Below are 25762 nucleotides of genomic sequence, written 5' to 3' on the forward strand. Positions count from 1 at the left end.
GGCGGACCCGCTCCGCGTGTCCGTGACCTGACCTTCGGTCAGGTCGGCCCGGCTTCGCTCGGGCCTGTCGGTCGCTCCGCTTCGCTCCACTCCCTCCCGGATGGCTGATGCCTGATCACATTTCTGAGCTGGGTTTTTGGTTGATCTCACTACGGGCCGACTGGCCGGAGGGGTGGACGTCGGGGGGTGCGCGGGTCGGCTTCACTTCGCCAGATTGGTCTAGACCGCAGGTCCAGAGCACCGAAACGGCTGCACGGTCGGCCCGCGTCCACTGCCCTGATGAGGTGGCTCCCAAGATCGAGTGTATCAGTTCTGGCCTGCTAGGTGATCCCGCCGCAAACGGGGTCCGGACCCCCTGCCTTTCGAGCATTCACCGGATTTAGATATCGGTCAGTTGACTTTATCGGACGGGAGTTTCGGTGTATCAGAATTCGGTTGCCGGTAATTCCCGCCGTAGCTTTACAGGGCCTGGACTCGGAGAATGTAGATGCGTTCGTCGCGCGGGACGGTCATGTACCAGAAGATGCCGTCCTCGACGTCGGCGGTTTTCATCTTCTCGCCGGCTCCTTGGTAGGTGGTGCCGTCCAGGTAGAGGGCGGCGGTGGCGCGGACGATCTCGTCGGCCTTCCTCTCGACCTGGGCGACGAAGGCGAGGGGTGCGCCGGCGACGACGTTGTCCTCGTCCGGGTTGTACTCCCAGGCCCAGGTCATCCGCGGACCGCTTCGGCGGCGGCGTTGACGATGGCTCCGGCGAGGGCGGCCTGTTGCCTGCGCTCTTCCGGGCTCTGGGCGTGGTTGGCGAGGTATTCGGCGCGGTGCAGCTCGGCGAGCGTCTCCGGGTGACGTGCGATCTCGACGTCGACCGCCCACTTCGTGGTGAAGCGCAGTAGCGGCTTGAGGCTCTGGCGCTCGACTGCTTCGGTCATGGCTCGGGCCTGGTCTGCGGTCATCTCGGTCAGCCGGCTCGGCATGAGGGCGGCGACCGCTTCGTACAGGGCCAGGGGTGTTCGGGCGGGCTGGGGGATCAGCTCGGGACCATGGATCGGCTGAGCGCTCATCGGTACCTCCATCTCGGGTGCCCAGGACACCGTACGGCAGCTGGCGAGGTGGTCAGATGTCGAGCATGAGCCGCAGGTAGATGCGGATGTCGGCGGCTTCCTTGTCGGTGACGGTGCCGAGGGGCCGGCTGCCGGTGAGGTGCTGTTCGGAGATGGTGCGCACGTCGTCGGTGCGGGCCCAGCTGGGGCGGTCGAGGCCGGACTGGGCGGAGGTGACGGGGACGTGGTGGGGCAGGCCGCGGTGCTGGGTGGTGAGGGGCACGACGATGGCCATGGCGGTGGGGAAGGCGGCGAACAGGGGGGAGGAGACGACCACGACGGGGCGTCGTCCTGCCTGTTCGGAGCCGATGACCGGGGAGAGGTCGGCCATCCAGACCTGCCAGGGGGCGGACTTGCGGCTCACGCCTCACCGGCCAGGCCGTCGCCGGCGACTGCGTCCCACTCGTCCAGTTCGCTCTGGTAGCCGGCCCAGGCTTCAGGGTCGGCCTGCAGGCGGGGTGTAGGCGGTGAGGATCTGCGCCTTGCGGTGCTCGGTCAGCAGGTGCTCCAGGGCTGTTCCCAGGGTCACTCCGCCGAGGTCGTCGGCCGCCAGGCGCGCGAGCTCGTCCCGCACCTCGGCCTGCACCTTGATCGTCGTCATCGGCATACCAGCCAGGATACCCACAGGTATACCGGATGGCGTCCCAGGCTGCGGGGGCCGGCTGGCATGGTGGCCGCTCAGGCGCCGGAGCACCCCACAACACCCGATGAGGCCGTAGGCCCGCCCGCCCGGCCGCGAGGTAGAGGAAAGAGGCACAGCGCAGCGTCCGGCGGGCCGACGTGCGCACCCGCTCCCCATCCCTCCCACCACTTCGTTCAGCAGGGCAGGGGGCGCACAGAGGTAAGTCGGCGTCGGGATGGCGGAACTAACCGGCTCTGAGGTGCGAATTCCTTCCGGGTGGCCGGACGGACGGTCCTCTAGTCGAAACCAGAGACGAAACCCGGTAGGAAACCAGAGGCGAAACCAGAGACGAAACCAGATGCGAAACACCCCAGGGTCCAGGGCGCGTCGGCCTTCCGCCGGGCTCTCTCGGAATGCTTCTCATTGGACATGGGGCACCCTGATGCCGTTCTGCTTTCGACTTCATCTCCGGAGAATTTCCGACGGGAATGCGTGACGGGTACCGTGACGTGAGGGTCGCGGTACCCGTCGGCGAGCGCTGTCCGGCTAATTCGAGCTGCGGACGGGCCATTGCTCGGCGTGGAGCAGGCGCATTTCCCACCAGGGATCGTCCGGGGTCTGCTTCCTGGCTTGACGCCGTTCACTGAAGGTGGGCTTGGGCAGGAGGAGCCGGCCGAGTCCGTTGTTGCGGCGGTCGATCTCGCAGGAGGGGCACTCCAGGGCTTCGGCGGGGGCTTCCTCGGTCAGCTCCAGGACGGAGTCGAACGCGCCGCCGAGGGGGCCCTTGCAGGTCCAGCAGGGCCAGCGCTTGGCGTGGGCGTCGCGGACGGCCTGCTGCTTCTTCTCGGCTGCGTCGGCGGCGGCCTTCTGTCGGCAGTGCCAGCAGGGCTTGGTGCCGTCGCTGGCGGATCGCTGGTCGTCGAATTCGTCCTGGCGGCGGTTGCAGTCGGGGCAGCGGGTGGCCTCCAGCCGCTGTTCCTTGGCTTCGTGGGCGTCCTGGGCTTCGGTGTCGAGGCGGGCCTGGACGCGGGCGCGGTACTCGGTGTGGGCCAGGGCGTCGTCGAGGGTCTGCCATGTCTGGCCGCCGAAGCGCCACCAGATCTCGGCGTGCGGGCCCTGGGCGGTGAGCTTGTCCAGGTGGCAGGCGAGGATCGGGATGCTGCCGGTGAAGTCGAAGGGGTCACTGTGGCTCCAGCGGTCCAGGCTGGTGGGCCGCCAGTGCTTGCGGGTGAGGTCCTTGACCTTGTCGATGAGGTTGTTCAGGCCGCGGGGTCCGGCGCCGGTGAGGACCAGGGCGATGGGCGGCAGGGAGTCGGGGCCGGCCGTCGGGTAGCGGCGGCGCCAGGTGGGGAGCCTGTCTGCGTTGCTGGGGTGGCCTTCGTGGGTGGGGTCCTTGTAGGTGAGGGTGAAGTACTCGGCGTAGCGGTCGAACTTGGCGGCGATGAACTCGGGTGTCTCGTTGTGGAGGTCGACCTCGACCAGGAGCAGCGGGATGCCGTCGGCGGGTGCGGTGAGGACGGCGTCGGCGAACTGGGTGCGCTCGCCCGGCAGCGGGTGCGGTGCCTCGGTGACCCAGTCGGCGATGGTACCGACCGGCTCGCCGGGGGTGGCGGGGCTGGTGAACGCGACGATGGTGTCGTTGACGGCCATGGCGTGCGGTGCTCCGGTGGCGCGGCCGACCGAGCGGGCCCGGTCGCCGATCTTCCGTGAGGTGGGCAGGGTGGACTTCGCGGCGTCCAGGCCGAGGTCGGTCAGGCCCCAGATCACCGCCCCGGCTCCGGCGGGGCGCATCGGCTTGCGCTTCGGCGTGCCCTTCGGCCGGGCCGGCTTCGGTTCTGGTGCTGCCGCCGGGCCGGTGGCGGCCGGGTCCGGCTTGGACGGCAGCCCGGAGGTGGTGCCGCGTTGCTCGGTCAGCTTGTTCTTCATCAGGTCGCGCAGTCCGCCGGCGACGGTGTTCGGGTGCTCGTGGTCGGGCTGGGCCAGCAGCCACGTCTGCTTGACGGTGGCCACCTTCAGCACGCCCAGCACCTGGAGGATGCTGTGGCGCAGCGGGCTGGTCGATCCGTTGGGGTATGCCTTGGCGCGGACGAAGTGGACGCGATGCTTCGGTGCCGGCTGCTCGGCTGGCTGCTGGTCGTTCTCGTCCTGGCTCATGCCGGTGCTCCCCCGTGGGTTGGTGATCTTCCGGCTTCTTCGATACCTCATGGCACCGACAGCCCGGCCCGGCGCCCGCCCTCGCCCCCGCCGCCCCATTCCCCCAGCCCGATCACCGAGCGGGCAGGCCGACAGGCCGAAGAGACGGGAGGGCCACTCAGCGGCCCTGGAGCGCGCAAAACCCCGCATGCCCCAGTACCGCCAACCTCAACTACCAACAGACAGGGGCACAGAGGGGTTGCCGGGGTTTCGGCGGGCCCTGGATTTGGCGTCTGACCTGTGCAAACGTCCCTGATGCGGTGTTGACCGGTGGTCGGGGAGTTGGAGGGGGAGATGGTCGGGGAACTGGAGGGGGAGTCCAGGGTCCTTCGAGGGGCACCAGCGGGGCGAAATCACTGCTGTCGGGCTCCCGGGTGAGCGTACCCGCGTGAGGGCCGGCGGACCGTTTCCGCTCGGCTGCGCGGCCTGGTGGGACGTCAGGCGAGCAGCCGGCCTGTGCCTGCCATCGTCGAGTCCGGCGCCAAGGCCGGGGCCGACGCAGGGCGCAGCGGGGTGGGCGGGGCCGATGGTGGGGGTGCTGGGGATGACGACGGTAAGGGCTTGCGACAAACTCGCTTGCGTTAAGCCACGGAGTTTAAGATTGTAGGCGGTAGACCGCATGAGTTAACTACTACTGCTTCAGAAAGAGGTGCCATGAGGTTCGCCTACTCGATCCAGGCCAGCCTGGACGCCGGAAAGACCTGGAAGGACCACGCTGCGGACCCCCACGGCACGAAGGAGTCCGAGGACACGGCCGCCCGTCTCGCGTCGGACCTGCTGGACACCGCCTACCGCTCCCGTCTCGACGCGGACGGCTCCGAGCCGATCGGCCTCCTGCGGTCCTTCGTCTGGGAGGGCCCGCACCCGCAGGGTCCGCCGGCGGCGACCGCGAGCACCGGCTCGGACACCCAGTGGGACTCCCTGCAGAAGCTGCTCTCGGAGATCGCCGACGACCTCGCCCGGTTCGAGCAGGAGAAGCGGGAGGCCGACGAGGCAGCGGCCGCCGCCCAGACCGCCATCATCAACGCCCGCAGCCGGCTGGAGGCCGTCGCCCTCAGTGGCGCCCAGGCCAACATGCCGCAGGTCATGATCGCTCACGGGGCTCGGCGCTCTCGGGAGTGGGTGCGCCGTCTCCAGGACGACCAGGGCGGCGACCAGAGCCAGACCGCTCACCTGCGCGCGGCCGTGCGGGAGGAGGGCGGCACGTGGAACGCCCAGCGGGCCACGGAGGCCCTGCGGGGGGCTGGACACGACGTCGACCAGAAGGGCGCCCGTGCCCTTCTGCGCAAGCTCGCCGCCGAGGGCGCCATCGCCAAGGCTCACCCCACCTCGGCCATCTACAAGCCGGCAGGCACCTGACCGAGGCGCAGCGCGCGGCGGCGGGCCGACGGGAGGACGGCCCGAACCGAAATGCGGGGTCAAAGGGGCGGGGCCGACGAGTCGAGACTTGTCGGCCCCGCCCCTTTCTGCTGACCACCGACAGCGCGGCCGAGCCGGGCCGGCCGGGTCTGCGGGGGCAGGCGGTCAGCCCGCCCGCGCGCAGCCTCCACACCTCCAACGCCAGGGCGTACAGGACACCCTGAGTACTGCTTCGCTCTCGTGCCGAAGACCCCGTGCAGAGAAGTAGTCGGCGTTCCGGAGAGCGGTTGTCCCCGGCTCTGACCTGCGGCATCAAGGTGTCCGGGGGGCTATCTCGATGCAACCTCCGAAGCAACCCGTGAGGCAACCTCCGGAGCAACGTCCGGGGCAACCTCCGACGCAACGTCCGGGGCAACCAGCCGTGCGTGTGCCTTTGTGTGCCTTTGCACGGTAGATGGCCAACTTTGCAGGCTGGTTGGCCAGGCTTTGCAGCGTTGTTGGCCAGGTGCTGCTGGCCTGCGCCGGGGCAGCTCGAACCGCGGTGAACCGCGACAATGGATCCATGTCTGCCGTATCCATCGAGCCTCGACCCCTCAACGCCTCTGAGCGAGCCGTGCTGGAACACCTCCTGGAAGCCGACTTCGCCGGCGCTCCGGCGCTGCGTGGCCAGCTGGACCACACCGAGGTGGTCGCCACCTGGGGCCCCGGGTCGGTGAGCGTCGACCTCCGGGTGCGCGGACTGGAACAGCACCCCTCCGCGCCGTCCACGCTCCTGCCGACCGGCGCCTTCGTCTACGACCGCTCCGGCGAGTACACCGGCGAACTATTGCTCTGGGCAGAGGGAGGCACGACCCTGTCGGCCCTGGAGTACGCCTGGGTCACCGACGACGCGCCGACCTCCCTGCCATCCGTCGACCAACTCCGCTGAGCAGCTGACAGCTGCTCAGAATCGGCACCGCTGGCCTGGCCAACCACGGTGCACCGTTTGGCCAACTAGCGTGCAAAGGCACATCAGCGCGGGCCTGGGGGCTGCTGCGTGTGCCAGGCGCCGGCGGGCAGGGCCTTGGGGTCGCGGTCGCGGTGGGCGGCCCGGAGGGCGGCGATGGCGGCCAGGGCGGTGGGGTGAAGGGCGACCTGGTCGTGGCGCGGCTCGCGAACAAAGCGGTCCGGGCCGTCGGGGCCGCCGTGGAGGACCGCGGCCCACTGGGGGACGTCGTGGATGCCGGCCTCGACCCAGCCGACCGGGCGGCCGTGGTGGAGCAGGACGTGGACAGGGCGGGCTTGGGGCCGGGCGGCGGCGTGGTCGCGCCACATGGTGCGGGCCCAACCGTCCGAGAGCGGGCGCTCCCACTCCCACGGTCCGTACCGCTCGACGGGTCGGGTGGGCACCTCGGCCTCGCGTCGCCGGCCCATCAGGTCGCGCCAGCGCTCCTCGGCCGTCTGCTCGGGTTCGCGGTCACCAATGCTTTGACCTGGTCCGGAAAGGTTCACCGCAGGCGGCGCGTCACGATCGGCATCACGATCTCCGTCACGACTGCCAGGCCGGGGAGCGGCGTCAGCCGACGCGTCCGGCGCGGAGGTGGTGGCGTCGCTCTCGGCTTCGGGGCCGGCGGCGACGGCGCCGCGGCGGTGGTGGAGCTCGGCCTGCTGGAGGATCCGGGCGAGGACGTCGGGCAGCAGCTGGTGGAGCAGCGCGAGGGCCTGGTCGGCCTCGACCGGGGTGCCGGCCTCGACGATGTGGAGGTAGTCGTGGACGGCGTCGTCGACGTCGGCGGCCAGGCGCAGCAGCTGCTCGGTCGGCGTGCCGGTCGGGGCGGTCCACGACGGAAGCGGGAGCAGGGTCGGACCGGTGGCGACGGGCGGGGTGGCGGCGACCGCGGTGGCGGCCGGGGCCGGGGTGGTGGCAGCCGGGGCCTGGGCGGCCTGTCGGCGGCGGTAGGCGGCGCTGCGGCAGTTGGTGTTGCAGTACCGCGGCTGGCGGCCGCGCCGGCCGGTGGCGGGGGTGAGTTCTCTGTCGCACGCCAGGCAGCGCGGGACGTCGGGCGGGCCTGGCTGGTCGGGGATCACGGGACCAAGGCTAGGGGTGGGTGGCGGACATCGTGACGCCACTGGTCGCCATTTCGTGACGCCAACCTTGGTACGGCCTGTCACCAGGGCGTATGCGGGTCGGCCTCACGGTCCGGCGTCACGAAATCACGATCAGGGCAGAGCCGGCGGCCGGGATCCGGCACCACCTTGATGGCCGGCCGCGACCGTCGGGCAGGGGCTCAGGCGATCTGCTGGTCGAGTGCGGCCCGGAGCAGGAAGACCGCGTACTGCGCATCGCGGGAGTACCAGGGGTCACCGTCGATCGCGTCGATGACCAGGTGCCCGTCGATGTAGCTGCCCCAACCGTCCCCGGTGTCGGCGACCCAGCCCACCAGCCGGCGGTCGGGGCGCCGGACGGCGAACAGGGACGGATCCCCGGCCCAGCCCTCCACCACCAGGTCGCCGTCCGGCAGCCGCCAGGACTCGGACGGAGCACCCAGGCCCCGGGCGAGCGGCGACACCGAAGAGCGCTCGGCGGCGAGCGCCAGGCGCAGCTGCTCGGGAACCACCAGCCCCTCCTGCGCACCCTCCGGGTCGGGAGAGGGAGCGGTGGGGGCCGGCTGCTGCACCGGCTGGACATCAAGGGGCGCTGCAAGGTGCAGGAAGTCGGCCCCGGCGGGAACTGCAGAGTGCAGCGGATCGACGGCAGCGGGCGCTGCACTGCGCACCAGAGCACCGACGGGTGCTGCCCTGCGCAGTGCGGCCGGCGCGCTGCGCACGGGCGGGGCGAGGGGACGCGGCGTCTACGCAAGGCCGAGTGCGGGGCCGGCGGTTTCGACGCGCGAGGAAACGTCTGCCCGGGGAACGGGCACGACCCGGGCCCGCTCGGGGGCGGGTTGCGGGACGACCGGGCGGGCGGCGTCTGGCGTCTCGCGGTGGGTCGGGCCGCCCGGCTGCGGGTCGAGGACAGCATCGCCGCCCGGGGTGGTTTCGACGCGCGACGATTCAGACGGCGCGACGGCCGGGGTCCCGTCGGGTGCAGCGCCGGGCCCGCGGCCGGCGGATGCGGCAGCAGCAGCTGCTGCGCGCTCGGCCCGGCCCCGGGCGGAGAGCATCTCGTAGCGCAGCACGTGGGCCTTGCGCAGCAGGCGCTGCGTCGCGCCGGTGACGCTGGTCTCCAGCAGCTCCAGGGCGCGGCCTGCGGCCGGGTCCTCGCCGCCCCGGCGGGCCTCGTCGAGGCGCTGGAGGTAGCGGGTGGCGGCGCGCTGCACGGCGGCGGCCAGCTCCAGCAGCTCCCGGGCGCCGGCGTCCGGCGCGGCCGGGATATCGACGCGCGAGGAAATGAGGGCGTCCGCGACGGCGTCCTGCTGGCCCTCGGAGCGGCGCCGGCGGTACGCCTTCGAGGAGCAGGCCCGGCCGCAGTAGACCGGGCGGCGGCCGGGGCCGGCGGCGCGCAGCGGCTTGCCGCACTCCGGGCAGGCCGGCGCTCCAAGTTCCGTGTCGATTCGTCGCGCGTCGATTCCGTCGACGGCGGAGTTTCCTCGCACGTCGTTTCCATCGGCGGCCGGGATTCCTCGCGCGTCGAAACTCTGTTCCATGATCCGGATCGTAACCGGCACCCCGGACAGGGCCGCCCCGGCCGCCCACGTCCCGGCCTTGCGCAGGTGCGCAACGACACCCTGCGCACACCTCTGCGCAGCGCACCGGCGCTTGCGCAGAAGCGCCGGTGCTGCGCAGAGGCGCCGGTGCGCTTGCGCAGTCACCCGCCCCGGAAAGTGCGGGAGCGTACGCACCCGCCGGAGCCGGCCGAGGTGGGTGCGTACGCACTGCGCGTCGGCGTCCAGGTCGCGGCGGATCCAAGGACGTCGCCCATGAGACGCAGCGGCCCAGGGCAGGAGGACCAGGAGCTCCGCGACCTCCGGCTGCGTGCCGTCGCGCACTGCTCCTGACCTGCGGTGGGGAGTTTGGACTGCGGAACTCACCGGCCACCCCGCACCGAACTCACCGGTCTCCGCAGCCGTTCTCACCGGCTCCAAGGGCGGGTGCGTAAGGCAACTGCGCGCGCCCACGCAGTCCGCTCACGGAGAGTTCGGCGGCGGTCACCGGCGGGTAGGGCTGTCCGTGTCCAACGATCGGGAGGGAACGCAGTGAGCGAGAACGAGCGGCTCAAGTCGCTGATCATCAGCGCGGCGCAGGAGCTGTGGGACGACAAGGAGGCGCTGGGGAAGTTCCTCGGCGTGGTGCGCCGCGGCGAGGGGTGGACGCAGCTGGCCGACGAGCTGGAGAAGAACCGGCCGGCGAACGCCACGTTCTACGGCGTGAAGAGCGCCGAGTTCCAGCAGTAGCCGTCCGACCCGGTGGCCCGCCGCTTCCTCTCCAGAGCGGCGGGCCATTGCTGTGACCTGCGCTGGGGAGTTTCGGCGGGCGAACTCACCGGTCGAACTCACCGGCGCGGGCGGCGTTCTCACCAGCCCGCCAGGGCGCCGGTGGGCGGATCGCGGCGAGGTCAGCTCAGGTCGTCCGGCGCCGTGGAGGCGGTCAGGCCGCCGGGGCCGAGCCGACGACGGGAGGCCGGCGCCGCGGGCAGCCCGCACCGCCCGAGCTGGCCGAACCCGGCCCGCGCCCGCGGCGGGACGTCCGTCCGACCGCCTCGTCGGTGCTGGAGTTCGCCGCCGCCCACCTGCAGCACGTCGGGCTGCACCCGGGCCCGTGGGACTGGGCGCGCGACGCGCGGACGGGGCCGGCCACGATCACCCACGCCGTGACCCTGGCCGTTCGCCAGCTCGGGTACCACCACCGGGCCTCTGCCGGCGCCGCCGCTCTGGGGCGGCTGGCCGACCGCGTCCACGGCTGCCCGATCGTGGTCCCGCCGTGGTGGAACGCCTCCACCGAGGACTACTACCGGGCAACGGTCTGGAACTGGGGCAGCACCCCGGGCCGAACCGCCGCCGGAGCCTCGGCGTTCCTGCGCGGCGCCGCAGCTCTGGCCGCCGGCTGACCGCCCGTCCGGTCGAGGGCGCCGACTACATCGGAGACGCCCTCGACCACACCCCCGGCTCCAGTTCGCTGACTCGTCGGGTCAGCGACCTCGCGCCGACCCGCGCCGCACGCACCTCACCGTGATCTGCAACCACGCACCGGTCAGCACATGCCGGCCGCACTACCCAGGAGAGAGCGTGCCCCGCTTCCGGTTTGCCGAACGCGGGAAGCTCGGCGGTGGTAGGTCACAGTGAATGGCCAAGGTCGCAGACAATCCCGCGCTCCGCATCGACGCTCGAACGCTTCACCGAAACGCGGCTACCCCGGCGAAGAACAGCCCCGCCACCGACACGCAAGCGCCAGCCCCCGTCCCCACGGCGGTCAGGATGGCCGCGCCCAGGGCGTACATCACGATGCCCGCCGTCAGGCCAGCGACGGCCGCACCCAGCAGTCCAATCATCAGCAGCATGTACTTCGACGTCGTCATTTTGGCCTCCCGTGGCCGTGGTGTCCGTGAGGGCAAAATGCCTCCCCACAAGCAGTGTTCCGCCTGCCCCCAGCACCCACGACCTTGGCGACAACGACTGCGCTTCAGCGGGTCTACGTGCTCTCTCCGCGCATTTCCCAGCGACGTTGGCGGGCCATGACTGACAATGACGGACAACGCCGGGGGTATCTCCGGCATCAGGTCGCAATGGGGGGCAAGATGCCACGGAAGCCACCGAGGCTGTATCCGGAGCATGACCCGGTACACAGGTTTGCGCTGCGGCTACGTGAACTTCACCGTGCCGCAGGCAAGCCCACTCGCGTCCAGCTCGCTCGTCAGATGCACTGTTCTGCCTCAACTGTTACGCACATCCTCAACGGCGACCGCTTCCCGAGCTGGACTCAGGTGGTGGCGCTAGCCGAGGCGTGTGGAGCGCCTACGGAGCCACTCCACGAGGTATGGATGCGGGCGGACGCTGACAACGAGAGCGCGCAACGGCCCACTCACTACCAACCGCTTGGCATCTCCCTTCCGATCCTGCCCCTTTACGTGGTGTGCGATGTCTCCTTGTCCCTCGCCCCCCAGGTGCCAGCGCTCAACGAGGCGTTGCTGCGGCTCTCCTGCACGCTGCGGGACAGTCGCCGGCTGAGCTCCATGACACGCGTCTGCGTCATTGCCTTCGGGGACAAGGCGCAGGTGGTCACTCCATTGAGCGACTTCACGGACCCCGCGACGATCACGCCCCTCCAGCCCCAAGGCGGATGCGCTTACGGCCCGGCCTTGGCACTGCTTCGCAGAACCATTCAGCAGGATCTCACCGCTCTAAAGGCCGAGGGACATCAGGTCTACAGGCCCGTCGTCTTCTTCCTCACAGACGGCGAGCCGAGGGACATGATGAGCTGGGAGCCCGAGCACGACGCCCTCACCGCCGTGGACTGGACGTACCACCCGCACATCCTCGCCTTCGGGCTAGGGATCTCCCACCCCTCAACCATCCGCAAAGTCGCCACCCTCGGGGCCTATCGGGCGGACCACGCCGCGAGCGCAGTCGACGCGCTCACAGAGTTTGTCACGTCTGTCCTCAAGTCCTTCGAAACCAAGGTGCCTTACTCGGGCACGCCGGAGTTCGCGAGGGAGATCTTCAGCGTCATCAACGACATCGATGCGATCTAGTGCTCCTGGAGTACCAAGCGGCGCCATCAAGGAGACCGTAATCCAGCGCACACCGACGATGACAGTTCTCACTGAAAAGTGCCATGTCTTCCTGAAATTCTCAACCCGCGGGTCAGGGTCACCCCGCAGGGCAGGGAGGTGGTCACGCCCGGGCACGTGGGGCACGTTTACGCGGCGCAGGACTTCGCGTACCTGGGCCGGAGCCGGGCGTGTCGGCTGGTGGTCCTGCCGGACGGCACGGTGCTCACTAGTGGAGTACGCGCGGGTTCCCCGATGCCCTCCGAAGTCCTCGAATCCGCACTTCAGCAGGTCGAGCGTCCGCGCTGACGCTTCACTCGATGGTGTGAGATCTCGGCAGTAACACGTAGATTCTGCGAGTGATCCCCGTAATCTGCCGCTTCGTGGCAGATTCCGAAACTCGCGTGCTGACGCTCGTGCGTCCCGGGCCGGAGCAGGCCGTGCCGGTGGACCCGGCGGCGGTATCGGTCGAGACCGGACTCGCGGACGTCGTCACCCTCCAGCGACGCCGCCAGGCGCGCATCTCGGCACACGACGAAGAGAGCTTCTTCCTCGACACGCTGTCGGAGTACCAGTGGGCGAGGGACGCGGCCGGCCTGGCGCCGACGACGCTGGACGGGCTGATCAAGCCAGTGATCGAGGTCTGCGAGTTCTACGGCACGGTGCCGTGGCAGCTCACTTCGAGGGAGGTCGACCGGTACTTCGCCGGGCCCGGGAAGCGGGCCCAGTCGACCCTGCGCGGCAAGATCAACAGGATCGACGCCTACTTCGCGTTCCTCGAACAGCGCTACGCCGGCGAGATCATGCGCCACTTCGGCCACAACGTCGAGTCCCCGATCGACCCGTTCAACCGGCCCCGCCACCGCGGCGACTTCGGCCTGCGGATCCCGCCCTCGCAGACGGCGATGCGGGACTTCTTCGGGCGCTGGCGCGAGGACCTGCCCAACGCCCGCAAGTACCTCGTCGCCTGCCGCGACTACGTGATGACGAAGGTCGCGTACCTCTCCGGCGTCCGGGCCAACGAGCTGTGCGGCGTGTGCATGGGCGATCTGCACTGGGAGCACGGCCAGTGGGGCCGCTTCGTCGTCCTCGGCAAGGGCGCCCACGGGTCGGGGCCCCGGCCGCGCGAGGCATACATGTTCCAGGAGGGCCGGGCCCTCCTGTGGTGGTACATCGAGGAGATCCGCGCCGAGTTCGGCGACGATGTCGAACACCCGAAGGCCCCGCTGTGGCCCTCCGAGCGCAAGCCCACCGCGGTCGCGGCGCTGAACCTGCCGATCGCCCCGGCGATCGTCCCCTCGACGTTCCGCCGGGCCATGCACAGCGCGGCCGGCGCTTACCTGACCGGCCCGGTCGCCGACCTCTTCCCGGCCTGCTCCCCTGGCCGGTGCCCGATCCCCGCGCCCACCACTTCGTGACGCACTACTCCGACATGCACGACCTGGTCGCCGGCCTGGTCGTGCCGGAGCAAGCGCCCGCCTACGTGGCGAGCGTGCTGGAGACATCGCGCGAGCTGATCCGGCACTCCTACTACCGGTACGAGTTAACCACCGTCGCCCTCACCCACTCCCTGTTCGGCCTGGAGCGCGCGCTCGCCGAGCGGCTGGCCGTCAAGAAGCCGTTCCAGAAGCTGATCGAGCAGGCTGCCGATGACGGCCTCATCACCGCCGAGCTCGCCGACCGCCTCGACGCGGGTCGCCTGCTGCGCAACAAGCTCGCGCACGGCAACCTCACCGGCACCGCCCTCACCCCGGCGCTGGCCATCAGCATGGTCCGCGCGGCCTTCGACACTGCCGCCCTGCTCTACCCCGCCCCGGTCACCGAGGCCCCCTGAAGACGGTCCGACGGACGGCGGGACTCGTCTGCCGGCCGATGCTGGGCGGCTGTCGCGCGGCGTTTCAGATCCTCAGAACAACGCGGTCAAGCCAGTGCTACCACTTCGCGGGTTCCGGGCTCAGCGGAACAGCAGCCCCGGCGGGGCTCGGCGCCCTGACCTCCTGACCTGCGCAGACAGCACTGAGGCCCGCCGAGGCGGGCCTATCAGCGGGCCGGAGGGGTATCTTGGCGCCGGTTGGTGCGGGTACCTAACGTTTCAGGAACGCAGAACGTTGCGGTTAAGGGTGTGCTACCGCTCAGGCGGGCAGGCTTTCCGTCTGCCGGCTGTAGCGCTGCCGCCGAACCTCGCGCAGCGAGTCCGGGTCGCCAACGACGATCTCGGGCACGACGGCCAGGCGGTCGGCCATCTTGCCGCCGGTGAAGACGGGGTGGAGTTGGTAGAGCGCGTCGTCGATCTGCCAGGCGAGCTTCGTGCGGTTCAGGGCGGCAACGGCGTTGTTCACCGAGGGGTGGGACAGGGCGAGCAGCTTGCCCATGTCGCGCTGGCTCAGGTTGACCGTGCCGAACTCGGGGTCGAACCGGGCGAGGAACAGGTTCAGCAGGCGGTGGGCGCTGGTGGTCAGGTCGACCAGCGAGAGCACCTCGAACACCTCCCGTTCGATGACGGCCGGCGCCGACGGGAGCGGAGCGATGTACGCCATGGTGCTGGTCCTTCCTGGTCTCGGGGCTGCCGTGGCCGGCCGCCCGTGCGGGCTGCAGCTCAGACGGCGGCGGAGCGCTTGGGCTGGGCCGCTCGGCCGGGCGTACGCCTGAGCGGCAGCACGTTCTCTCCTGCAGCTTCCCGCTTCGCCTTCTTCGCCTCGCCCTTGGCAGCGGCGCGGATCTCGCGCCACTGGGCCGGGTGGTCCGGGCCGGGCAGGAGGAAGGTGTCGCCGACGGCGTCCAGCCATTCCTGCTGCACCCTCTCATGATCCCCCGAACCGATGGCGACCGTGAGGAAGGGGTTCAGCTGGAGCAGGCCCCGCCCGGCCGGACGGATCCAGGGAAGGGAGGAGAAGTACTGCATGGCCTCCGACACCGTGGCGGGGGAGAGTCCGCAGCGGGTCTGGAGGTCGCGTTGGGTGGTGCGGACGTATCCGGGGGTGTTCGGGCGCTTGGGGGTGCCCGCGCCCATCCGCTGGAGGGAGAGCACCTTGGTCCAGGTCTGGAACCATCCGCCCGGAGCGCGCAGGCTCCCGAGGACCTCCAGCATGATGCGGGCGTCGGTGACGTACCCGAGGACCGGGTCGCCGAAGGAGTCGTAACCGGCCTCGAACTCGCGGGACTTGACCGTCTGCACGCGGACGATCACGTTGCCCTTGCGGTCGAGCTCGGTGATCACACGCTGGCCCTTGGCGGGGAGCAGGCGGTCGGTCATCGCGGCACCCGTCTCTGATCTTGGACTGAACGATCAAGACGGTAGCACAGGCTTAACCACGTTGTTTCAGATTTCCAGAACGACACGGTCAAGTCGGTGCTACCGGGTGATCCGCGGCTCCGAGGCGCCCGAACCTGCCTGGGGATGGGAAGGCTTTGTTTCAGAAGCGCCTAACACCAGCAGACCCGGGCGTTTCAGATCTCTGAAACATTGCTTGCCATATCAGTGCAGGTCAGGACCCGTTTTCTCGGGTTTGCTTCTCATCAGTGACAGGAACCCGCCGTCGAAACGGACGGTGCGGGAGGTACTGGGCAGGTTCGCCGACGGCCCTTCCTGGGCTGGCGGGGGCCTCCGGCGGGCTGCCGGACCGTGCCGCTGCCGCCACCCGGGGTCGGCCCGGTCCGGCCCTGCTGGGCCCGGGCGGCAGCTGGCCTGACCGCGCCGATCACGAAATCGCGGCTGCCGCCGCGACCGGGCCTTAACGGCCCTTTCCGCGCTCATCAGTCACCAGGCGGGCACCCGTGCCGGGCAGGGCCGGTGGTGGCGGACTCCGGCGATCCACCGGTACGCGTTGGCGGGCCACGGTTCTGCCGCAGGTCGCCCTGGTGGTCCGCGGCGATCTCGTCCAGGTGGGTGGTGACCTGGGCCTGTGCTCGGCAGCAGGCAGGTCGGCACGGTCAGCCCGGCACGGGTGCCCGCCACCAGGCGAAGGGCAACTGGACAGGTCTGGGCCGCCTCGCGGCCCGGCCGGTGCGCTGTCGGCGCGCAGCGTCGATGGCGCAGTCCAGGCGGCAGCCGGATGGTCCAGCGCATCCGGGCGCTGGCCACGGGTGCGGGGGCGGAGCACTCCGCGGCCCGCCCAGGCGGACCCGACGGGCCGCGACGGTGGCCCGGTTGCCGCCCGTACCCGGGCGTCCCGGCAGGGCAGGAGGCGCACCCGGCCGGGGTGGGGAAGAGCGAAGGGGAGGGTTCGGAGCGGCGGCAGACCGCCGTACGCTGACGGCCGGGCCCCTCGCGATTCGAGCGCGAGGGCCCCTCTTCCTTGTGGGCGGCGGGTCAGCCGGCGCCCCAGTCGTAGACCTCGTCCTCGCCGTAGTCGGCCAGGATCTCGGCGGTGGCCTCGGACAGCCGGCGGGTGATGTCGGCGGCGACGTCCGGGTGGGCGGCGGGCCGTCGGCGGCCGATGGGGTCAGGCCGAGGGGGCGAGCTGGCCTAGGTTGGCGCTCTGGGCGGTGTACCGCTCGCGGAGTTGCTCGGGCAGGTCGTTCACCCGGGACGACGCGACCCCGCCGACAACCGCTCCGGAACCAGCCCCGGGCTTCGGGCCGGACACTGGGGACGTTTCCCTGAACGTACGCACGTGCGACCTACGATGTAGCGGTGTCCGACACTGATTTCCCCGCTGACCTGCTCGAACTCCAGCGCCGCTGGTTCGTCGCCGAGGCGGCCTTGGCCGCAGACCCCACCGACCAGACGCGCACCGCGTTCACCGCGGTCGGCGCCGAGCTGCACGCCCACCCGTACTGGGCCGGTACCGAGAACCGCCACAAGGCGCAGATGAAGCTGAAGCAGGCCGCCCGCGACACCGGCCCCGCGGCCTGACCCGTCACCGGCCCCGCCCGTGGCCCCCACCGGGTGAGCGACGGGGGTGGTCGGCCGGGACCGCGGGAACGGGGGGAGCCCGGGGTCCCGGCCTGGGGAAGGCACCGGTCGCGTCCCCGACGCGACCGGTGCTCAGCAGCCCGCTATAGGGGGGCAGTGGGGCTGCTGTGACGGGAATGCTAACCCCGCCCGCCCCTGGCGAACAGGCCTGTGACCTGCAGCATTTCGGCCGCGAACATGCCATCCGGCAGGGCCGTCGGCCCCGGGGCGCCCGCCTCTGAGGGACGCGCCCCGTACCGCGCACCCCGGCCCGCCGCAGGCGCGTTGACCGATCACACGCTGTTCCCCGCTCCGCCGCCGGCCGGTCCCTGGTGGCACCCCGGCGCGCCGACCGGCCCGCCTCCTGCCGCGCCCGCGAGGAGGACCGGCATCCCCGGCCTGGCCTCCTGGGCGCAGCGGGCGACGGCGGCGGGGGTCGAGGTGGGGATCGCGGGTGGGTTGATGTCGGCGTACCTGGCCGCGTTGAACGGGTTGTCACCGGCGTTCGCGGCGTTGCAGTTGCTCGCGCTGCTCGCGGACACCGATATCCGGGGCGCTCTGGCGGGCGGGTACTGGGTGGTGGACGGGGGATGGCTGCTGGTGCAGTGGGCAGAGCGCGGGCGCAGCGGGCAGGGTCTGGGCGGGCGGCTGGTGGGGATCGTGACGGTGGACGAGGACACCGGCGCGCCGATCGGTGCGGCCCGGGCGATCTGGCGCGGCGTCCTGCACGTCCTGGACGCGCTGCCGGCGTTCGCCACGTGCGACGCCAGACGTGGGCCGACACCATCAGTCGCAGCGTGGTGGTCCGGCGGGAGCTGATCGACCGGATCGCTCTGCCCTGCCAACAGTAGGGGCGACGGGCTCCCCCGGTGCTACAGGTGGATCAGCAGCACGGTGAGCACCGTGCCGTCCCGGCCGGCGTGGTCCTGGTCCCGGTCGTTGTCGGCCGGGCCCCAGGTCCAGAACAGTCGCCAGGCGCCGGCGCCCTGGTCGACGTACAACGTCGACACCCGGCAGCCGCCGTGTCCGGGCAGGGCCCGGTACGGGTGGGTGCGCAGGCCCCGGGTGACGCGGGTCGGCGGCCAGGCGGTCGAGGGCGCGGCGCACCCGGCGCAGCCTCGCCGCATCGGCCCGTCAGCCCCGTTCCAGGCACTGCAGGGTGCGGGCGGCGGGGGGCCTAATGCAGCGTCGGCATCGGCTTCTCCCTTGGTCCAGGGCATGCGAAGGGTGCTCGTCTCCCGGTGTGTGGGGAGGCGGTCACTCGGTGGGCGGGTCGGGTGGGGAGGGCCAGCCGGTGGGGTCGCCGGCCTGGCCGCCGACCGCGATGCAGCCGACATCAAGCTGGTCGGCGTAGCCGGTGAGGGAGGCGGCGTAGAACCCGGCGGTGGGGCGGCAGTCGGCGCCGCCGCAGGGGCAGTTCCAGCTGGCAGCGATAGCGCGCAGCAGGGTGGTGTCGGCGGCGGCCGGGATGGCCAGCTTGCCGCGTATCAGGTCGTAGGTGATGGGCAGCGGCAGGGGCGGTAGGCCGTGCGGGTCGATGCTGGAATGTCGTTGGTGATTTCGTGGCCTTTCGTATTTCGTCGGTGAATTCGCGTGTAGGGGTCGTGAAGATAGAGAAGTCCCGGCCGCTTGGGGGTGGGCGGGATTTTTTTTGGCGACACGGAGGGGTGTGGCGGGGGTTCTACGGCTCCAGGTCCATCCAGGCGATCTTGTTAAGCGCGACGCCCAGGCCGCTGGCGCGGCGCCCGCCGTCCTTGAAGTAGTGCTCGCCGAGGGCTTCGGCGAGGATCTTCTCCTGCTCGGCTTGGCTCTTTCCGGCGTCGCGCGGCGTAGAGACTTCGGGCGACCTCGCCGGGCATCTGGCGGTGTCGGAACGGCGAGGTGGTTGAACCGGCCATCACATTCCGGCTAGCTGATTATTGGTCAGAAACGCCCTGGTGGGATCGGCCGAAGAGGAGCGGAGGCTCCCGAGTCGAGAGCGGGCTGCGGGCAGGTGAGCAGCGCTCACGTGGTCACAATTCTTCCTTGTTTCTGAAGGAATGTCCGATACGTCTCTCTGTTGTGAGGGGCTGTTGGCCGCGCCTGTCGCCGAAGGTCGCGCGCCTGCCGCCAGGGGCCTTGATATCGCACGTCGGAAGGGCTTTGACGCTCCATATTGCGGGCCGATACCGTCCGCTTGTCTATTCGCATGCGATGGGCGGCATGAGGCCCCCTGGCATGCAAGTTTACTTGGGAGTGCTTGTGCGTATGGCTCGCAGAGTGGTATGGCCACTTGCTGCTTTTCTGGCAATACCTGTGATGGCGGGTTCGATGCCGGCCTCGGCCGCTGAGGCCACGCCGCCGCTGGCTGTGGAGAATTTCTCCTATCCGGGGGCCGCGCAGATCCTCGCGCAGCAGCACGCCGTCCTGAAGTCGGGGGACGGAAACATCCAGCTGGCCGACTGCACGTCGACAGACAACATGCTCGAGGTGTACAGCCGGACTCTGGACCTCGGTCCTACCAAGATCTGTTTCCGGGTCACGGGGCCCGGCGGCTACCTGGCGGTGGAGCTTCCGAAGGTCTACAGCCTCAAGGGCGACGACCACACGGTCAAAGCGACGCTGACCACGGACGGCTCGGTCAGCAGCCTCGACCTCCGCAAGAACTACCACACGCCCGTAGGCGAGGGCAGCGCCGTCGGGGGGATCACCCTGCTGGAACTGTCCGCCACCGACGGACCGGCCGCACCGGCCATCACCAGCGACTACCCCGCGGTCGGCAGCGTCGTCATCGGTCAGCCCGGCCGCGCGGGCGGGCGGGCCTGCACCGCGACCCTGGTCGACCGCCACTGGGCTCTCACCTCGGCCGGCTGCTTCACCGACAACCCCGCCACCCTCACCGCCGGCGCGCCGGCGAGCAGGAGCACCGTGACGATCGGTGGCAGGAGCGTCGACATCGCCGAACTCGTGCCGCGCACCGACCGCGACCTCGTCATGGCCCGCCTCGCCGTCCCGGTCGACAGCGTCACCCCGGCCGCTCTGGCAACCACCGCTCCCGTCGCGGGCGAGAACGTGAGCGTGCCCGGCTTCGGCCGCACCGCCACCCAGTGGCGGCCCTACACCTCCCACACCGCCACCCACACCACCGGTGCCATCACCGCCACCGGTATCGACAGCACCCCCGCACCCGGCTCTTCCGCGATCTGCGCGGGCGATGCCGGATCCCCGCTGTTGCGCACTGGCAACGGCGCTGTCCAGATCGTCGGTGTCGCCTCCCGGTCCTGGCAGGGCGGCTGCTTCGGCGGCACCGAGACCCGCACAGGCGCCACCAGCACCCGCGTCGATGACCTCGCCGGCTGGGTGCAGGATCTGAGGTACCGCACGTCGGACGTGTACGCGGGTACCCATGTGCAGATCATCGGCTCCGACGACAAGCTGTACGACTCGGTCGCCGACTACACCAGCGGACTGTGGACGCGCGGTTGGACCTCGACCGGCGACAGCCGCCTGCTCGCGGTCGACAGCGTCGCCACCGGCGACACCGTCCACGTGTACGCCGTCCTGACCGACTACCGCGTCTACAGCCGCGACGGCAAGATCGGCGGCCGGTGGGGCGCCTGGAGCGAGGTACCGGGAGGCGCGGTCGCCGCGGACGGCGCCCAGAAGATCACCGCCGCCGTACGGGGCAACACGGGCCTGGTCGACGTGGAGATCATCGGCAGTGACGGGTCCCTCTACGGCACCACCGCCGACTACGGCACCGGCACCTGGCGACCCACCTGGGGCAAGATCGGCGACAACCGGCTCACGGCCGTCACCAGCGCGTACTTCAACAACGCCACCCACGTCTTCGCCATCAACGAGGACGGCAAGGTCTATACCCGCACCGGGAACTACACCACCGGCAGCTGGGGCACCGACTGGATCGAACTTCCCGGCAGCCGGCCGGGCGTGACGTCCATCTCCGCCGCCGTGCACGGCACCACCGTCGACCTGTCGATCGCCGGCGCCGACACCTTCTACAGCACCAGCGGCCACTTCGACACCGGCCTGTGGGACCAGCAGTGGACACCGATGGGTGACAACCACCTCACGGTCCTCACCAGCACCACCTCCGACAACGTCGTACACGTCTACGCCGTCAACGAGGACAAGAAGGTCTACACCCGCGACGCCAACTACAACACCGGCCTCTGGACCGCCTGGAAGGAGATTCCCGGCGACGCCACCGGCGTCAAGGCCATCACCGCGGCCAGCACCGGCTGAGCATCCGACCCCGCGCCGGGCGGGGGTCGACATTCGCCGTACGCACGGGTGACGCGCGCTGAGCACGCGCCCCTGGTACCGGGTGTGGGCGCCGCTCGCGCTGTGCTGACCGCTGGCGACCCCCCGGTGCCCAAACAGGAAGGAACTTCACGTTTCGATGGACATCTCTTCGATACGGGCCGGACGGCACAGATTCGCCTCCGGACTCGTGGCCGGCAGCCTGTTGGTGGGGCTGCTGACGATTCCTGCCGCGGCGGTCGACGCCCCGCCGGCGACGGGCCCGGTCGCGGACCGGGTGAAAACGGTGGCGGCGTGGCAGAACGGCGGACCAAACGTACGCCGGGCCGCCGAGACCGCGCTGGCGGGCTCCGACGCCGACGTTACGGCGTTCGTCACGACCGGCAGGGCCGTCGCCGCGGAATACGACCTGCGGGCGCGCATCGAGGAACTGATCGCGATCTCCGGCCCGGGGGTCCGCGAAGCCGCCACCACCGCACTCGCGGGCAACGCGGCCGGTCTGCAGACCTTCCTCGAAAAGGGGATCCAGAACCCGTACGAGCACGACCAGCGGGTGCTGCTGTCACAGATCATGTCGACTGGCAGCCCGGCGGTGCAGGACGCCGCGAACAAGGCGATGTCCGGCACGCTGGAGGACGTCAACCAGTTCCTGAACGTCGGTCAGTTCAACGTCAGGGAGCACGACGACCGGGTCAAGCTGTCCCAGCTAATGCACGTGGGCGGCCCGCAGGTGCAGCAGGCCGCCAACGCCGCGATGGGCGGCGGCGCCGAGGACGTCCAGGACTTCCTGCGCTACGGCTACCAGACCGCCGCGGCCCACGACCAGGAAACCCTGACCATCGCACAGCTCACGGACCTGACAAGAAACGCCGCCACCCAGGCCGGCGAGCAGGCCCGCATCGCCAAGGACGCGTCCGCGAAGGCACTCCAGGCAACCGCGCTGGCCAAGGAGGCGGCAGAGCGCGCCGCGAACGAGACCCGGGCCTCCCAGTCCGACGCCGCGAAGGCCTCCAACGCGGCCGACCGGGCGGCGGACGCCGCCGTCCGGGCGGCCAGCTCCGTCCAGACGGCAACGGCCGCGGCCAAGGCAGCGAACGAGGCCGCACGGCAGGCCGCGGCAGCCACGGCCAACGCGGCCGCGGCCGCCATGAAGGCGGGCAAGGCCGCCACCCGGGCTCTGTCAGCGGCGGCCGAGGCAGGCGGCGACGCGGGCAAGGCCGACCAGTCCCGCGCGGCCGCCGCCGCCGCCCGCACCGCCGCAGCCGACGCCCGCACCGCAGGCGAGGCCAGCGGCTGGGCCGAACGGGCCGTGACCCAAGCCAAGTCAGCAGCACAGTCCGCCGAATCCGCGGGCACCAACGCCGCCGCCGCCGCACAGGCATCCGCCAACGCGGCCACCTTCTCCGGCGTGTCCGGGGAGGCCGCGGACCGGGCCAGGAAGGCAGCCGCCCGAGCCAACAGCGCCGCCGCGGAAGCCAGCCGCGCGGCGAAGGCCACCACCAAGATCGCCGACGACGCCGCCACAGCCGCCCGTGAATCGAAACAGGCCGCGAACTCCTCCGCCGCGCACGCCGAGGCAGCAGCGGCCGCAGCGGAGGACGCGGCCACACACGCCGGCGACTCGACCAAGGCCGCCGCGACCGCGCAGGCCGCGGCCGCCACCGCCGAAACAGCCGCCGTGTCCGCGGAGAACACCGCAAAGCAGGCCCACAGCATCGCGGCCATCGCCCGCGCCTCCGACCAGGAGCGCCTGGACGCCCAGCAGGCCGCCGAGGTGGCCATCGCCCAGCAGGCCTACCGGGACGAGGACCTGAAGAACCGAAAGGCAGCCTGGGAGGCCGGGAAGACCACCCAACTCGCCACCGACACCGAACGGCTCATCACCGAAGCCACAGCCGCCGGGGTCGACCAGAAGGACGCCGTGGCCAAGGGCCGCCAGGCCGCGGTCCGCCTTCTGGACGCGGGCGGCCCCTGGGTCCAGACCGCGGCGCAGAGCGCACTGGAGGGATCGGACGGCGCCGTCCTCGCCTTCCTCAGCACCGACCTCGCGCTGGCCCGGGAACAGGACGACCGCAGCAGCGTCATCGGCATCGCCGAAGGCTCCACGAACCTCGAGCACAAGCTCGCCGCCGAGACCGCCTCGGTGGGCACCCCCGCACAGGTCCGCGCCTTCCTGACGACCGGCGCCTACAACGGCCAGGAACACGACGACCGGGTCCTGCTCTCACAGATCATGTCCGTCGGCGGACCCGGCGTGCAGGACGCCGCGAACACCGCCATGAGCGGCACCCACGCCGACGTCCGCGCGTTCCTGACCAAGGGCCAGTACATCGCGCGCGAACACGACAACCGGGTCCTGATCTCCCAGGCCATCGCCACCGGCAGCCCCGAGGTCCAGGCCGCCGCCCAGGCCGCCATGTCCGGACCCGCCTCCGGCCTCGTACCGTTCCTGCAGATCAGCCTGCCCCTGGCCCGCCAACGCGACGCCTTCACCGCAGCCCACATCGCCACCGTCAACTCCTACCTCGCCGCCATCGACGGCAACGCCGCCGTCGCCCGCGAGTACGCCGCCCAGGCCGCCCAGTCCTACGCCACCGCACGCAACGCCTCCGACGAAGCCACCGGCTACGCCCGGCAGGCCCAGGCCTCCGCCGCACAAGCCGTCGGCTGGGCAACCCAAGCCGCCAACTCCGCCGCACAGGCCAAGACATCCGCCGACCAGGCAGCCACCCACGCCAAACAGGCCCGCACCGCCGCAGCCACGGCCCAGGTATCCGCCCGCACCGCGGGAATCTCGGCCAGCGCGGCGGCCGGCTACACCAAACAGGCCGGGAAGTACGCGTCCGACGCCAAGACCGAGTCCGACAAGGCCCAGGCCTCGGCCGTCGCCGCCGGCAAGAGCAGGGACGACGCGTTCGCATCCGCCCGCGAAGCCGCACAGCTGATCATGTCCAAGCAGCAGGCCGACACCACCGACGGCAAGATGCAGCACGAAACCGCCACCGTCGACAGCAACGGCCGCGTCACCTTCGTCGAGGGCGTCCCCCGGTCCGACGTCAACCCCGCGATCATCCGCGAGGACCACAGCAAATGCGTCGAATTCAACCCGATCATCATCGCCATCTTCCCCGGCGGATGGCGTGAGGAAGGCAAAAAGCTGGTCTGCGACCTGCCGGTCACAGTCAAGGTCACCGGCACGGTCGACTACTACCTGAAGACCTGCCCCGAACCGAACCTCTCCATCGCCGCCTGCCGGGGCAAGTACAGCAGCTTGGACACCGTCCTCATCCGCACCGAGCCCGTCACCTCGCAGTACGACACCACAGCCAAAAAAGAATACAAGAGCACCAGCCAGCTCATCTTCGACGCCCTCACCGGCGACTTCGTCAAATGCTGGAACACCCCCGGCCTCAACGGCCCCTGCGCCTGGGCCGCATCCACCGTCATCCCCTACGGCACCCTCGCCAAGGGCGCCAAAGGCATCACCGCCTTCCGCTTCGCCCTCGAAGCCGGCGTCGAACTCGAACAAGCAAAACTCGCCCTCCAAGCGACCCTCAACGGCTACAGCGACGCGGTCAAACTCAAGCTCCTCGCCACCGCCGACAAAGTCACCGCCTTCCGCAACACCCTTAAGGACGGCGTCGGCACCGACGCGGCACTCGCGGCCCTCAGCGCCGACCGGAACATCGAGCGAGCTCTGGTCGAGCAGCTTAAGTTTGAAGGCGAGCTCGCGGAGGGGGTTCGCACGGCGTGCCCGACCAACAGCTTCCCGGCCGGCACGAGCGTGATCATGGCCGACGGGACCGACCGGGCCATCGAAACCCTCCGGACAGGCGACCAAGTGCTGGCCACCGATCCCGCCACGGGTTTCACCAGAGCCCAGCCGGTGACCAGCACCTTCAGGCACTCCACCACCCGTCTGATCGACATCGACACCGAGTACGAGGGTCGGATCACCAGCACGGTCGGACACCGCTTCTATGTCAAGGGGGCTGGTTGGCGCGAGGTCTCCGACCTGCAGGTCGGCGACGTCCTGGCAGGCCGCGACGGGTCGCACAACACGGTGACCGGTTTGCACGAACAGACGGGCACCACCCAGGCGGTGTACGACCTCACCGTCGACGGCACGCACACCTTCTACGTGCATGGTCCGCAGAAGACAGGCAGCGGCATCCTCGTCCACAACTGCTTCGACCTGTGGGGCGACGAACTGGGGCGAAACCTGGACGCCCGCGCCCACACCATCAAGAAGCACGTGGCCGAAGGCGCCTACGGTCCAAACGGCGAGACTGCAGGGGTCACACCCGAGGAGGCGGCCGGGCTTACTACCGCCACCGACCCGAACGGGGTGTTCAGCGACCTCAGCATCGCTGAGGAAGCACTGCGATCGGCCCTCGCCAAGAGTCAGAACGCACTTCGCACCTGGGGACAGCCGGGCGCGTCGGACTTCAAGGAAATCATCGTCGATGTTGATGTCATCAGGGATGGCCAACGCCTGACCTCGCTGGGCAAGGTGTATCCTCCGGGCGGCAGTCTCAACGCCACTGATTCCGGAACCAAGGTCAAGGTCCGGCTGTTGAGGGCGCCCCAGCACAATGGCAAGAAGTGGATCATCGGTTCCATCTTCCCGCTGGCCGGAGGGTGATGCG

The 25762-nt window shown here is 70.5% G+C and carries 23 protein-coding genes; 11 read left to right on the forward strand and 12 right to left on the reverse strand.

Features of this window, described 5'->3' with window-relative positions:
* Nucleotides 1-459 precede the first annotated feature (459 nt).
* From PUR61_RS05025 to PUR61_RS05045, 5 genes are all read right to left on the reverse strand, one after another.
* Nucleotides 460-711, reverse strand: coding sequence for a hypothetical protein (locus PUR61_RS05025; RefSeq protein WP_329876006.1), 252 nt, complete (start codon nucleotides 709-711; stop codon nucleotides 460-462).
* Nucleotides 708-1058, reverse strand: coding sequence for a hypothetical protein (locus PUR61_RS05030; protein ID WP_329876008.1), 351 nt, complete (start codon nucleotides 1056-1058; stop codon nucleotides 708-710). Before PUR61_RS05030 ends, PUR61_RS05025 begins: the two co-directional genes overlap by 4 nt.
* Nucleotides 1059-1110: 52 nt before the next feature.
* A complete protein-coding gene (locus PUR61_RS05035) occupies nucleotides 1111-1461 on the reverse strand; it encodes a type II toxin-antitoxin system PemK/MazF family toxin (protein ID WP_329876010.1) in 351 nt (116 codons plus the stop codon).
* 72 nt (nucleotides 1462-1533) lie between these two features.
* Nucleotides 1534-1704, reverse strand: coding sequence for a hypothetical protein (locus PUR61_RS05040; RefSeq protein ID WP_329876012.1), 171 nt, complete (start codon nucleotides 1702-1704; stop codon nucleotides 1534-1536).
* Nucleotides 1705-2265: 561 nt separating this feature from the next.
* On the reverse strand, nucleotides 2266-3873 hold the full coding sequence (locus PUR61_RS05045) for a replication-relaxation family protein (RefSeq protein ID WP_329876014.1): 1608 nt from the start codon (nucleotides 3871-3873) through the stop codon (nucleotides 2266-2268).
* A gap of 693 nt (nucleotides 3874-4566) precedes the next feature.
* On the opposite strand from PUR61_RS05045, the gene PUR61_RS05050 reads away from it, so the two are divergent.
* Nucleotides 4567-5271 carry a hypothetical protein gene (locus PUR61_RS05050; protein ID WP_329876016.1) on the forward strand — a complete coding sequence of 235 codons (705 nt, stop codon included), beginning with the start codon at nucleotides 4567-4569 and terminating at the stop codon, nucleotides 5269-5271.
* A gap of 562 nt (nucleotides 5272-5833) precedes the next feature.
* Nucleotides 5834-6199 (forward strand): hypothetical protein, encoded by a 366-nt coding sequence (locus tag PUR61_RS05055; RefSeq protein WP_329876018.1) that lies wholly within the window; start codon nucleotides 5834-5836, stop codon nucleotides 6197-6199.
* Between the two features lie 83 nt (nucleotides 6200-6282).
* Here PUR61_RS05055 and PUR61_RS05060 read toward each other — a convergent pair whose 3' ends face one another.
* The 3 genes from PUR61_RS05060 to PUR61_RS05070 all read right to left on the reverse strand — a co-directional run bounded on the left by PUR61_RS05060 (nucleotide 6283) and on the right by PUR61_RS05070 (nucleotide 8897).
* Complete coding sequence (locus tag PUR61_RS05060; protein WP_329876020.1) at nucleotides 6283-7338, reverse strand: hypothetical protein; 1056 nt, start codon at nucleotides 7336-7338, stop codon at nucleotides 6283-6285.
* A gap of 200 nt (nucleotides 7339-7538) precedes the next feature.
* Complete coding sequence (locus tag PUR61_RS05065) at nucleotides 7539-7868, reverse strand: hypothetical protein (protein ID WP_329876022.1); 330 nt, start codon at nucleotides 7866-7868, stop codon at nucleotides 7539-7541.
* Nucleotides 7869-8102: 234 nt separating this feature from the next.
* Nucleotides 8103-8897, reverse strand: coding sequence for a hypothetical protein (locus PUR61_RS05070; RefSeq protein WP_329876024.1), 795 nt, complete (start codon nucleotides 8895-8897; stop codon nucleotides 8103-8105).
* A 549-nt stretch (nucleotides 8898-9446) separates the two neighbouring features.
* Here PUR61_RS05070 and PUR61_RS05075 point away from each other — a divergent pair.
* Both PUR61_RS05075 and PUR61_RS05080 read left to right on the forward strand, forming a co-directional pair.
* Nucleotides 9447-9644 (forward strand): hypothetical protein, encoded by a 198-nt coding sequence (locus PUR61_RS05075; protein WP_329876026.1) that lies wholly within the window; start codon nucleotides 9447-9449, stop codon nucleotides 9642-9644.
* Nucleotides 9645-9901: 257 nt separating this feature from the next.
* Nucleotides 9902-10297 (forward strand): DUF6197 family protein, encoded by a 396-nt coding sequence (locus PUR61_RS05080; protein WP_329876152.1) that lies wholly within the window; start codon nucleotides 9902-9904, stop codon nucleotides 10295-10297.
* Between the two features lie 285 nt (nucleotides 10298-10582).
* On the opposite strand, the gene PUR61_RS05085 is transcribed toward PUR61_RS05080, so the two are convergent.
* The gene (locus PUR61_RS05085) at nucleotides 10583-10765 is read right to left on the reverse strand and encodes a hypothetical protein (RefSeq protein WP_329876027.1); all 183 of its coding nucleotides are present in this window, start codon (nucleotides 10763-10765) and stop codon (nucleotides 10583-10585) included.
* 156 nt (nucleotides 10766-10921) lie between these two features.
* Here PUR61_RS05085 and PUR61_RS05090 point away from each other — a divergent pair, with 156 nt between their 5' ends.
* The 3 genes from PUR61_RS05090 (at nucleotide 10922) to PUR61_RS05100 (ending at nucleotide 13790) form a co-directional block, all read left to right on the forward strand.
* Nucleotides 10922-11938 carry a helix-turn-helix domain-containing protein gene (locus PUR61_RS05090; RefSeq protein WP_329876029.1) on the forward strand — a complete coding sequence of 339 codons (1017 nt, stop codon included), beginning with the start codon at nucleotides 10922-10924 and terminating at the stop codon, nucleotides 11936-11938.
* 422 nt (nucleotides 11939-12360) lie between these two features.
* Nucleotides 12361-13374 (forward strand): site-specific integrase, encoded by a 1014-nt coding sequence (locus PUR61_RS05095; RefSeq protein WP_329876031.1) that lies wholly within the window; start codon nucleotides 12361-12363, stop codon nucleotides 13372-13374.
* Entirely contained in the window at nucleotides 13344-13790 is a 447-nt protein-coding gene (locus tag PUR61_RS05100; RefSeq protein WP_329876033.1) for a hypothetical protein, read from the forward strand. Before PUR61_RS05095 ends, PUR61_RS05100 begins: the two co-directional genes overlap by 31 nt.
* Nucleotides 13791-14088: 298 nt before the next feature.
* On the opposite strand, the gene PUR61_RS05105 is transcribed toward PUR61_RS05100, so the two are convergent.
* Nucleotides 14089-14493, reverse strand: a complete 405-nt coding sequence (locus PUR61_RS05105) for a hypothetical protein (protein ID WP_329876035.1) — start codon at nucleotides 14491-14493, stop codon at nucleotides 14089-14091.
* A gap of 59 nt (nucleotides 14494-14552) precedes the next feature.
* On the reverse strand, nucleotides 14553-15209 hold the full coding sequence (locus tag PUR61_RS05110) for a hypothetical protein (RefSeq protein ID WP_329876037.1): 657 nt from the start codon (nucleotides 15207-15209) through the stop codon (nucleotides 14553-14555).
* Nucleotides 15210-16589: 1380 nt separating this feature from the next.
* Between PUR61_RS05110 and PUR61_RS05115 the strand changes: the two genes are divergently transcribed.
* A complete protein-coding gene (locus PUR61_RS05115; protein ID WP_329876039.1) occupies nucleotides 16590-16811 on the forward strand; it encodes a hypothetical protein in 222 nt (73 codons plus the stop codon).
* 324 nt (nucleotides 16812-17135) lie between these two features.
* Nucleotides 17136-17669 carry an RDD family protein gene (locus tag PUR61_RS05120; protein ID WP_329876041.1) on the forward strand — a complete coding sequence of 178 codons (534 nt, stop codon included), beginning with the start codon at nucleotides 17136-17138 and terminating at the stop codon, nucleotides 17667-17669.
* Nucleotides 17670-17722: 53 nt separating this feature from the next.
* Here the strand turns inward: PUR61_RS05120 and PUR61_RS05125 are convergent, their stop codons facing one another.
* Nucleotides 17723-17977: a hypothetical protein gene (locus tag PUR61_RS05125; protein ID WP_329876043.1), complete on the reverse strand. Its 255-nt coding sequence runs from the start codon at nucleotides 17975-17977 to the stop codon at nucleotides 17723-17725.
* Nucleotides 17978-19148: 1171 nt separating this feature from the next.
* Here PUR61_RS05125 and PUR61_RS05130 point away from each other — a divergent pair.
* A complete protein-coding gene (locus PUR61_RS05130; protein WP_329876045.1) occupies nucleotides 19149-21095 on the forward strand; it encodes a trypsin-like serine protease in 1947 nt (648 codons plus the stop codon).
* A gap of 208 nt (nucleotides 21096-21303) precedes the next feature.
* Entirely contained in the window at nucleotides 21304-25758 is a 4455-nt protein-coding gene (locus tag PUR61_RS05135) for a polymorphic toxin-type HINT domain-containing protein (RefSeq protein WP_329876047.1), read from the forward strand.
* Nucleotides 25759-25762: the final 4 nt, after the last annotated feature.

Origin of the sequence: Streptomyces sp. BE20, from assembly GCF_036322525.1 — a bacterium.
In the GTDB taxonomy this organism is placed as follows: domain Bacteria; phylum Actinomycetota; class Actinomycetes; order Streptomycetales; family Streptomycetaceae; genus Kitasatospora.

Excerpts from the sequence above, each read along its gene's own strand:
- PUR61_RS05045 (WP_329876014.1), bottom strand. The coding sequence starts at position 3,873 with ATGAGCCAGGACGAGAACGACCAGCAGCCAGCCGAGCAGCCGGCACCG.
- PUR61_RS05130 (WP_329876045.1), top strand. The coding sequence starts at position 19,149 with ATGGCGGGTTCGATGCCGGCCTCGGCCGCTGAGGCCACGCCGCCGCTG.
- PUR61_RS05105 (WP_329876035.1), bottom strand. The coding sequence starts at position 14,493 with ATGGCGTACATCGCTCCGCTCCCGTCGGCGCCGGCCGTCATCGAACGG.
- PUR61_RS05040 (WP_329876012.1), bottom strand. The coding sequence starts at position 1,704 with ATGCCGATGACGACGATCAAGGTGCAGGCCGAGGTGCGGGACGAGCTC.
- PUR61_RS05055 (WP_329876018.1), top strand. The coding sequence starts at position 5,834 with ATGTCTGCCGTATCCATCGAGCCTCGACCCCTCAACGCCTCTGAGCGA.
- PUR61_RS05110 (WP_329876037.1), bottom strand. The coding sequence starts at position 15,209 with ATGACCGACCGCCTGCTCCCCGCCAAGGGCCAGCGTGTGATCACCGAG.
- PUR61_RS05085 (WP_329876027.1), bottom strand. The coding sequence starts at position 10,765 with ATGACGACGTCGAAGTACATGCTGCTGATGATTGGACTGCTGGGTGCG.
- PUR61_RS05030 (WP_329876008.1), bottom strand. The coding sequence starts at position 1,058 with ATGAGCGCTCAGCCGATCCATGGTCCCGAGCTGATCCCCCAGCCCGCC.
- PUR61_RS05090 (WP_329876029.1), top strand. The coding sequence starts at position 10,922 with ATGACTGACAATGACGGACAACGCCGGGGGTATCTCCGGCATCAGGTC.
- PUR61_RS05025 (WP_329876006.1), bottom strand. The coding sequence starts at position 711 with ATGACCTGGGCCTGGGAGTACAACCCGGACGAGGACAACGTCGTCGCC.
- PUR61_RS05070 (WP_329876024.1), bottom strand. The coding sequence starts at position 8,897 with ATGGAACAGAGTTTCGACGCGCGAGGAATCCCGGCCGCCGATGGAAAC.
- PUR61_RS05125 (WP_329876043.1), bottom strand. The coding sequence starts at position 17,977 with ATGCGGCGAGGCTGCGCCGGGTGCGCCGCGCCCTCGACCGCCTGGCCG.
- PUR61_RS05050 (WP_329876016.1), top strand. The coding sequence starts at position 4,567 with ATGAGGTTCGCCTACTCGATCCAGGCCAGCCTGGACGCCGGAAAGACC.